This is a genomic window from Allobosea sp. P1_A7, from assembly GCF_056406775.1.
Map to the genome: position 1 here is coordinate 1 of NZ_JBFTZN010000255.1, position 8,317 is coordinate 8,317.

An 8,317-nucleotide genomic window follows, 5' to 3' on the forward strand; every position below is an offset into this window, starting at 1 on the left:
GCTCTTCCTCGGCGGCTACAATATGGAGACGCCGCCGCCTGAGGTCAGCGCGACCGGCGTCATCACCCCGAACCCGCCGACAGGGGCGCGCACGCTCAACGTGCGGACGGCGATGTTCTTTGGCTACACGTTCATCACCCCCGCAATGATCATGCGGCTGACGGATATTGGCTCGCAGTATTTGATCCAGACCGTCGATCCCGCGGGCGAGTTTTTCGACGGCAGCAAGACCTACAAGGTCACGCTCCCGAAGGACATTCCGGCCGGGAAGTTCTGGTCCTTCACCGTCTACGACAATCAGACGCGGTCGATGCTCGACACGCCGCAGCGCTACCCGCGCGCCGGCAGCCAGAGCTACCCGACACCAGCCGCCGCAACCAATTCCGATGGTTCGACCACCGTCTATTTCGGCCCGAGCAAGCCATCTGGCATTGGTGACGGCAACTGGGTCCAAACCGACCCGAGAAAGGGCTGGTTCACGATCCTGCGCCTCTACAGCCCGCTCGAACCGTTCTTCACCAAAGCCTGGCGCCCAAGCGAGATCGAACTGGTGAGGTGAGCGCTGCATCGGTTTTCCGATCAGTCTCGCACGCTCACTGAGGCCCCGTTCGCCCCACGACCAAAATGTTCCAGGAGCCGACTGATGCCACGGATTGGACTTCTTGCAGCAACTGCGGTCTGCACCGCGCTGGTGCTCCCCTCAATAGCCGGCGCCCAAACAGCCGCGCCTGCAACCGGAGCACTCCAGGTACCTATCCCACGGACCGCGGCTGAGGTTCCCGGCCCCGTCCCCGGCAACACGATGACGGATGCCTATGTCCAGCTTGTTGGACGCATGGCCTACATGTGGGGCTATCCGATGGTGAACGCGCACAACCGCCGTGCTGCCTTTGCCCATGCGCCTGAGCCGGGCCTCCTGGGCGGCGTCGTGCCGGTGGCCCCGGTCGGATTCAACCAGATGCTGACCAGCTATGTCAGTCCCGATCAGACCTTCATCGTCTGTCCCAACCAGGATGTCGCCTACGGGGCAGGCTTCACCGCGCTCGAAAAGGAACCAACCGTCATTCAGGTTCCGGATTTCGGGGAGCGCTTCTACGTCTATGCGATGTATGACCAGCGCACCGACGAAATCGGCCGGGTCGGAAAACAGTATGGGACCGTGCCCGGCTTCTACATGATCGTCGGGCCGAGCTGGAGGGGGGAGTATCCCAAGGGCATCACTGGTGTGATCCGTTCATCCACGGATCTCGTCTTTATCGTCCCGCGGGTCTTCAAGGATAACACTCCCGAAGATTCCGCGGCCGTGCAGCCGATCATCGATCAGATCGTGATGTATCCGCTCAGCCAGTACACCGGCACAGTGAAGACGAAGGATTACAGCAAGTCGCCGCATTTCCCTGTGCCCCCCGCCCCAGCCAATGCGCCAAAGGGCGAGAGCAAGTGGGTGAACCCGGAAACTTATTATGACGAGTTGCGGATGGTCATGTGGGAGGTGCCGCCGCTGCCCGGCGAGGAGGCGCTCTATCGCTGGATCGCGTCCGTCTGGGACGCCGCGGATCGCAATCCGAGAACCAAGAAGACCCTGATCGACTCGTTCGCCGCCGCTGAGAAGGAACTCGTCGAGCCGTTCTTCCAGTTCCAATACAATGGCCGGGCKATGGGCAATGGCTGGACCGTGCCGGCGAATGCCGCCGAATGGGGCACCGATTATTTGAACCGGACCGCCATCAGCAAATCGAGCATGTACCAGAATACCTCCGCGGAAACGCAGTACAATCTGCGCGAGTTCGACAGCGAGGGGAAAGCGCTCGATGGAAAGAACCAGTACACCGTGACCTTCGCAAAGGGGCAGGTCCCGCCGGTGAAGGGCTTCTGGTCGTTGACCCTCTACAACGAAGAAAAGTTCTTCCACCCCAATACGCTCAACCGCTTTTCGCTCGGCACTAAGAACAAGACGTTGAAATACGCCGCGGACGGCTCGTTGACCCTGTACCTCGGCGCAAATTCTCCGGGCGCGGACAATGAAGCCAACTGGATACCGGCACCTGCCGAACATTTCTCGCTGATCCTGCGGCTCTATTGGCCCGAAGCGTCCGTCTTGAGCGGCGCGTGGCAGCCGCCCGAGGTCAGGAAGGTAAACTGACCCGTTCGGCACCAGTTGCAGAGCACGGGGAAGTCGAGAAAACCCACAGCGTTGCTTTCGGCTCTGGTAAGGGCCGGAAGCAGACGCGCTAACCCGAGTATTCATTGCCCGCACTCAAGCGGGCGAGCACCAGACCTCAATCAAGGAAGGACGTCATGAAGACCTACGTCTTAACCGGCATCGCCCTATCGCTCGGATTGATCCTGTCGGGTTGTCAAAGTTCGCAATCACGGGCCCAGCAGCTCGCCGCGATCTGCGCCGATCCCAATAACCGGGCGCCCAAGTCCGGCTACTGGCGGGAATGCCAGACGCTGTATCCTTCAAGCACTCAGCAGTTGCAGAAGGATTATCTACTCGGTGCCGCTGCCGGAGACTGAAACAGCGGACATTGCAAGAGTCTGGAATGGCTCCAGCTCCAGACGGGATAGCGGGACAAGTTCAATGTCTGAGTTGGGTCGAGAGCGGTGATCAGGTGCTCGCTCGAAACCTGACATTGGCGAGCTTGCCGCAAAGCGGACTTCGCCATGGTCTGAGAAGGGCCGTCTTCTGCCATTCGCGGCGGGTACCAAGCGTCAGATTTTCACCACTAGCGGGCTCCGAAAGTCTGAGCGAAAGCGCCGCGGTTCCTGGTCCCACATCATGACCATTGCCAGGACGATCTCGATAGCCTCCTTGGGCTCCACCGACGTCGTCAGCTTGACGATCTCCTGGGCAGCACGGCGTTCATGGGCGGCCCTTGGACGGCCGCTCTGAGCCTGCCGCCCAAGGCATGCCAGAGCCCCTCCAGCAGGCTCCAGACCGGGTTGTCGACGTTCTTGCTAGCCCGTGCCCTTACGCGCTCCACGTATGGCGCCAGCTCCGGCTTGGTGATCGCAGCCTGATCGACAGACCCGTGCCGACGCAGCCGGGCTCGGTGAATGTTGCAATAGTGGCTGAAGCGCGTGGCGGTCGCAGAGGTACAGCCAGGAGCGCGGCATAGGCGATGCGAGAACCTCAAAAACTTGAGGGACAAAAAAGTATCGCGCTGTCCGATGCCTCGTGCGCCCCTTATGCTTCAACCGGCTCGGGCAGGATGTCGGTGCCGAGTTGATCCGGCATGGTCATGCCCTCGATTGCAGTCGCTATTCCGGGGGGCGCTATCGCAGCATCGAACCCGAAGGAGCCCGCACAACCCTGATCCAGAAACCGTATTGTGGGCGGTAGCCCCGACATCGGGCTAGCTGGTCAATATCTCGAAACGACTATCCGGCCGGGCGAACCGGACACCGCGTAGGCTCAGGACCTATTAATTTAGATCGCTGTGCCGAGCCGTGTCCTCCCTTGGTAATCGCGTCCTGGCGCCAGGTGCCGCCGAGTCTCGCTCGCGGTCCAACATTCCCTTCACACCGCATTGTCCGCTAATAGCAAATGATTGGCTAACTCTCGCAAGCCGCCCTGATCGTCCCGTGTCCACGTGCCGCAAATATTATTGGGGGCGAAAGCTCACATTCGATAACGGGTTTGCAGGACAAGGAGCGGCATCGCATGCGAGCGAATGAATTACGCGAGGACGTATTCATCACGGGCGAGCTTTCCCGCCGCGTTACGCATGCTGTCGACCATCTCAAGGAAAAGCGCGCCCTGCAAGATTTGGCCAATCGCATGGTCGATACGCCGGACGAGGTGCTCCCTCGATTTGTCGAGCTTGCTATGGCAATGGCCGGCGGGGTTTCGTCCGGCCTCAGTCTTTTGGAGCCGAGCCCCTCACCTGGCGTGTTCCGCTGGCATCACGTTTGCGGAAAGCTCTCCCGTTTTGACGGTGCAACGACCCCACGCAATTACAGTCCGTGCGGGGTGACCCTTGATGAGAATGGCCCGGTTCTGACCCGCCATGCCGAGCGCCTGTACACTTGGATATCAGACGCAGGAATTGAAGTACCTGAGGTCCTGCTCGTGCCACTTTATATCGGCCAGAAGCCTTTGGGCACTTTGTGGATTGTTTCAGACGACGCCGGGCACTTCAATGCGAACCATGCTCGCATGGCGACGGAACTCGCGACGTTCGTTGGCATCGCGCTTCGCGTGAAGCTAAGTGAGGAGAGCCTACGCTCCGCTCTCGAGGCGCAGGAGACCTTGGCTTACGAAATGAGCCACCGCGTCAAAAACCTATTCGCGCTCGTCAACACCATGATCCGCTTTGGCGCCAAGGCTGCGAAGGACAAGAACGATTTCTCTCAGAGTTTGATAGGCCGCATGCACGCTCTGGCGATCTCGCACCAGCTCGTCATGTCGAAGGAGCTAAGCTCCGAGGCATCCGATCTTGCGCGGATCATCAGCTCGGTGATTGAACCGCATCAGTCTGCGGCTGGGCTTCGGTTCGGCTTGGAGGGATCGGTATTGGCGGTCAAGCCAGAAGCAATCAGCGGCCTCGCGCTGATCATCAACGAACTGGCCACGAACGCCATCAAATATGGGGCCTTGGCCTCGGATGAAGGCAAGGTGGCGATATCATGGAAATCGGAAAACGACCATGTGTTGCTGCGATGGGAAGAGCGCGGAGGGGCCGCGATTGTGTCACCGCCGGAACGGACTGGGTTCGGCAGCAGGCTGCTCGATACAACCATCACGCGTCAGTTCGGCGGCACATTTTCACACGATTGGCAGCGCGAGGGTGTCGTCGTCTCGATTTTATTACCCCGCACCGCCATCCAAGGTTAATTCTGAACGCCGGCCAGACGCATCTGGCTCGGTGCCACACCGGTCCATTGCTTGAAAGCGTGCGACGACGGCAAGCCGCGAGAACGAGCGCTCGCGCAGTGAGCCGTAGAGCAGCAGGATTCGCGGGGGATGACCGAGCGGATCGGGTAGGTCGGCGGCGGGCCGCCTCATTCCGAATTCCGGCTTGAGCGCTGGAAACGAGGATGGATCGGTCAGCTCACGCAATGGCATGAGGGCCTCCTAAAATTTGGAGYGGGGTTCAGCGCAGCTTGCGCGCCAGGATGAACATTGCCGCCGCGGACAGCCCGGACAGGGCGGCCAAGAGCAAGGTGCTTGGCATCAGCCCGGCCCGCTCGAGCAGCAGGGCAAAGAGGAGCGGGGCCGCCGCCTTTACGATGAGCCCCGGTGCTGAGAGCTTACCCAGCATCGCCCCGTAGCCAGCGGGGCCGAAGAGCTTCAGCGGAACGGTCCCGCGTACGATCGAACTCAGGCCCATGCTGATGCCATAGGCGATCGAGGAGAGACCTGCGAGCGAGGCAGTGGTGCCGCCGGTCATCAACAGGGTGAAGCCGACGGGCATCAAGGCCGCGGAGGTCCAAGCCGTCGTGACGGGATCGATCGAGGTGCCGAACAGCATCTCGACCAGACGCCCGGCGACCTGGGAGGGACCGACCATTGCGCCGATCCCGACAGCGACGGCCGCGCTCAGTCCCAGCCCATGCAGCATGGTCAGCATATGGACCGACATTGCCGAGACTACGAAGCCTTGTAGCGAAAAGGCCAAGGCCAGCAGGGCGAAGGCGTTGCGGCGGGCGTTCCCCTCAAGGTAGCCGACGACCRGGGCATCTGCGCTATTGGCCGTCGATGAGGGGCTTGCCGCACGGTGGATCGGACTCGGCAGCAGCAACAGGTGCAACGGTGCGCACAAAGCGAACTGAACGACAGCGTAGATGCGGTAGATCTCGCGCCAGTCGAAGGAACCGAGCAGGGCGGTGGTCAAGGGCCAGAACAGTGTCGACGCGAATCCCCCGATCAGAGTGAGCTGGCTGATTGCGCGCCTGGCCCCGGGGCCGCGTGCCTGCGTCAGCGCCGTGAACGCGGCATCGTAGAGGACGAGCGTGGAGACGACCTCCAGGGCGATCATGGCCGCGACGTAGCTGATCGGACCGCGCGCCTCCGCCAGGGCCAACAGCGAGAGACCGGCAAGAATCGATCCCACGGCCATCATTGCGCGGGTGCCGTAGTGGTCGATCAGGCGGCCGGCAATGGGAGCAACCAGTCCGCCGATGAGCAGGCCGATAGCGAAGCCGCCATAAGTCCATTCGGGCGGCCAACCGAAGCTTTCCGTCATCTTTGGCGCCAGCACGGCGAAGGCATAGTAGAGGCCGCCGTATCCGGCGACCTGGGTCACGCCGAGAGCCGCGATGAGGGAAAGCCCGCGGCCGCCGCTCGGCGCAAGGATAGGCAGGGACAGGCTGGACATCAGGCTTCGGCCGTCTCGCGGGTGGTTTCGGTTGAGGGCGATGAGCAGCCGCAGCCCGTCTTTCCGGATTGCTTCGCCTGCGCGTCATCGGCGCAGCAGGCTTCGACGGTGGCGGGAGCCGGGCCGCCGCAGCAGCTCGATGCCGCCGCTGACGGACCGCCGGGCGTCGCGCTGCAAACACCGGTTTCAGGCAAGACGAGCTCGACGCGCTGGGCGGCGGCGTGATCGCCTGCGAGTTCTGCCACGATCGAGCGGACCTGTTCATGTCCCGTCGCGAGCAGGAAGGTCGGCGCGCGGCCGTAGGACTTCATGCCTGCGATGTAGAAACCAGGCTCCGGATGGGCGAGCTCGGCGGCGCCATGCGGGCGGACCGTTCCGCAGGAATGAACGTTGGGATCGATCAGCGGCGCCAGGCTCGGCGGGGATTCAAGCGCGGGATCGAGCTCGACGCGCAGTTCGCGCAGGTGGCCCAGCTCCGGGCGGAAGCCGGTTGCCACGATGAGCTCGTCGACCATCACTGTCTGATTGCGCTCGTCGTCCGAGGCGAGCCGTAAGCCTGACTCATTGCGATCGATCCGATCCAGCCGGAAACCGTTCAGGGCGCGGATCCGGCCTTGCTTGACCAACTCGGCAATCCGCAGGCCAAGCTCGCCACGCGCCGACAGTTGGTCCGCCGCGCCGCCACCGAAGGCCTTCGCCAGGGCCGGGCCGCGATAGAGCCAGGTGATCTCGGTCGCGGGAGCAGTCGCCTGCAATTCCGCAAGCGCAACGAGGGTTCCGATGGCTGAGTGGCCGCCGCCGAGTACGGCGACACGCTTGCCGGAATAGCGCGACCGCGCGGCACCGAGGACATCGGGCATACCGTAGCTGATGCGCTCCACAGCCTCGATCTCGCCGGTCGCGGGGAGACCACCGGCGCCAGCCGGGTTCGGCGAGAACCAGGTGCCAGAGGTGTCGATCACCGCGTTGGCAGTCAGTTTCGCGATCGTCTCGCCCTTACGATAGCGGATGAGGAAGGGTGCCGCTTCGCGGCCCTCGGTCTTCACCTTGTCGAAGCCAGCCCGGGAGACCGAGATCACATCGGCGTTTAGCCTGATCCGATCGCGCAGGATCGTCTTCTCGGCGAGGGAAGAGACATAGAGCGTAACGAGGTCTCCGCCGGTCGGGTACCGATCCGGATCAGGTCGCGTCCAGCCGGATGCCTCAAGGAGACGCTCGGCCGCGCGATCGATGTTGAAGGCCCAGGGCGAGAACATCGGGACGTGGGCCCATTGCCGGATGGCGTGTCCTGCGGCCGGGCCGCGCTCCAAGATGATCGGGGAGAGGCCGCGCTCCAGGGCATGGGCTGCCGCGGCAAGGCCGACCGGACCGGCTCCAATAATTGCGACTGTCCTGACTGCCATCTTCACGTCCTCCCATTAAACCGGAAACATCGAAATATTGCGCCGCCAAAATCACGCGGCGCTTTGCTCGGAGGCGCAGGCGGCATCGGCGCAGCATTCGGCGACGAGGAACTGGACCAGTTCGTTCATGCGGCCGTAATTCGCCCTACAGATCAGTGTCGTGCCGTCACGCTCCTGGCTGACGAGGCCGACGATGATGAGCCCCTTCAGATGGTGAGAGAGCGTCGATGCGGCGATCTCCAGCCGCTGCTGGCATTGACCCACGGACAAGCCGGAATGTCCGGCCCTGACCAGGAGGCGATAGAGCGACAGCCGGGTCGGGTTGCCCAGCGCCTCAAGCTTCGCGGCTGCATCCTGCGTGTTCATCATGTCGGGGATCATGCGGTGGGTAAGCGGGGGGGTCAATCCATATTTCCGGAATAATAGAAATACGTGATGCGCCGCGCGCCACACCATAKGCACTCAAGGCGCACGGAGCGCGTGCCTTAGCCTCGATAATCGACGGGAAAGCGGATGCTCGGCCCGGTAGAGCCATCGCCGGTGAGGAACTTGATCCCGTGGTGTTCCAGCACGTTCTGGACCGCGATGAAC

The 8,317-nt window shown here is 62.4% G+C and carries 7 protein-coding genes; 4 read left to right on the forward strand and 3 right to left on the reverse strand.

Annotated elements, in window-relative coordinates:
• The 4 genes from AC1D34_RS29885 to AC1D34_RS29900 form a co-directional block, all read left to right on the forward strand.
• On the forward strand, positions 1-559 hold a 559-nt coding region (locus AC1D34_RS29885; protein ID WP_476826158.1), incomplete at its 5' end, for a DUF1214 domain-containing protein.
• 84 nt (positions 560-643) lie between these two features.
• A complete protein-coding gene (locus tag AC1D34_RS29890; protein ID WP_476826159.1) occupies positions 644-2,143 on the forward strand; it encodes a DUF1254 domain-containing protein in 1,500 nt (499 codons plus the stop codon).
• Positions 2,144-2,298: 155 nt separating this feature from the next.
• A complete protein-coding gene (locus AC1D34_RS29895) occupies positions 2,299-2,520 on the forward strand; it encodes a hypothetical protein (protein WP_476826160.1) in 222 nt (73 codons plus the stop codon).
• A gap of 1,147 nt (positions 2,521-3,667) precedes the next feature.
• Positions 3,668-4,840 (forward strand): sensor histidine kinase, encoded by a 1,173-nt coding sequence (locus tag AC1D34_RS29900; protein ID WP_476826161.1) that lies wholly within the window; start codon positions 3,668-3,670, stop codon positions 4,838-4,840.
• A gap of 259 nt (positions 4,841-5,099) precedes the next feature.
• Here AC1D34_RS29900 and AC1D34_RS29905 read toward each other — a convergent pair whose 3' ends face one another.
• Genes AC1D34_RS29905 through AC1D34_RS29915 form a run of 3 tightly spaced genes read right to left on the reverse strand, consistent with a single transcriptional unit; the run spans position 5,100 to position 8,092 of the window.
• The gene (locus tag AC1D34_RS29905) at positions 5,100-6,323 is read right to left on the reverse strand and encodes an MFS transporter (protein ID WP_476826162.1); all 1,224 of its coding nucleotides are present in this window, start codon (positions 6,321-6,323) and stop codon (positions 5,100-5,102) included.
• Complete coding sequence (locus AC1D34_RS29910; RefSeq protein WP_476826163.1) at positions 6,323-7,726, reverse strand: NAD(P)-binding domain-containing protein; 1,404 nt, start codon at positions 7,724-7,726, stop codon at positions 6,323-6,325. The genes AC1D34_RS29905 and AC1D34_RS29910 overlap by 1 nt, the downstream gene beginning before the upstream one ends.
• Before the next feature lie 51 nt (positions 7,727-7,777).
• Entirely contained in the window at positions 7,778-8,092 is a 315-nt protein-coding gene (locus AC1D34_RS29915) for an ArsR/SmtB family transcription factor (RefSeq protein WP_476826164.1), read from the reverse strand.
• Positions 8,093-8,317: the final 225 nt, after the last annotated feature.

What these genes read in the sequence shown, in the direction of transcription:
- AC1D34_RS29895 (WP_476826160.1), top strand. Translation starts at nt 2,299, where the DNA reads ATGAAGACCTACGTCTTAACCGGCATCGCCCTATCGCTCGGATTGATC.
- AC1D34_RS29910 (WP_476826163.1), bottom strand. Translation starts at nt 7,726, where the DNA reads ATGGCAGTCAGGACAGTCGCAATTATTGGAGCCGGTCCGGTCGGCCTT.
- AC1D34_RS29900 (WP_476826161.1), top strand. Translation starts at nt 3,668, where the DNA reads ATGCGAGCGAATGAATTACGCGAGGACGTATTCATCACGGGCGAGCTT.
- AC1D34_RS29915 (WP_476826164.1), bottom strand. Translation starts at nt 8,092, where the DNA reads ATGAACACGCAGGATGCAGCCGCGAAGCTTGAGGCGCTGGGCAACCCG.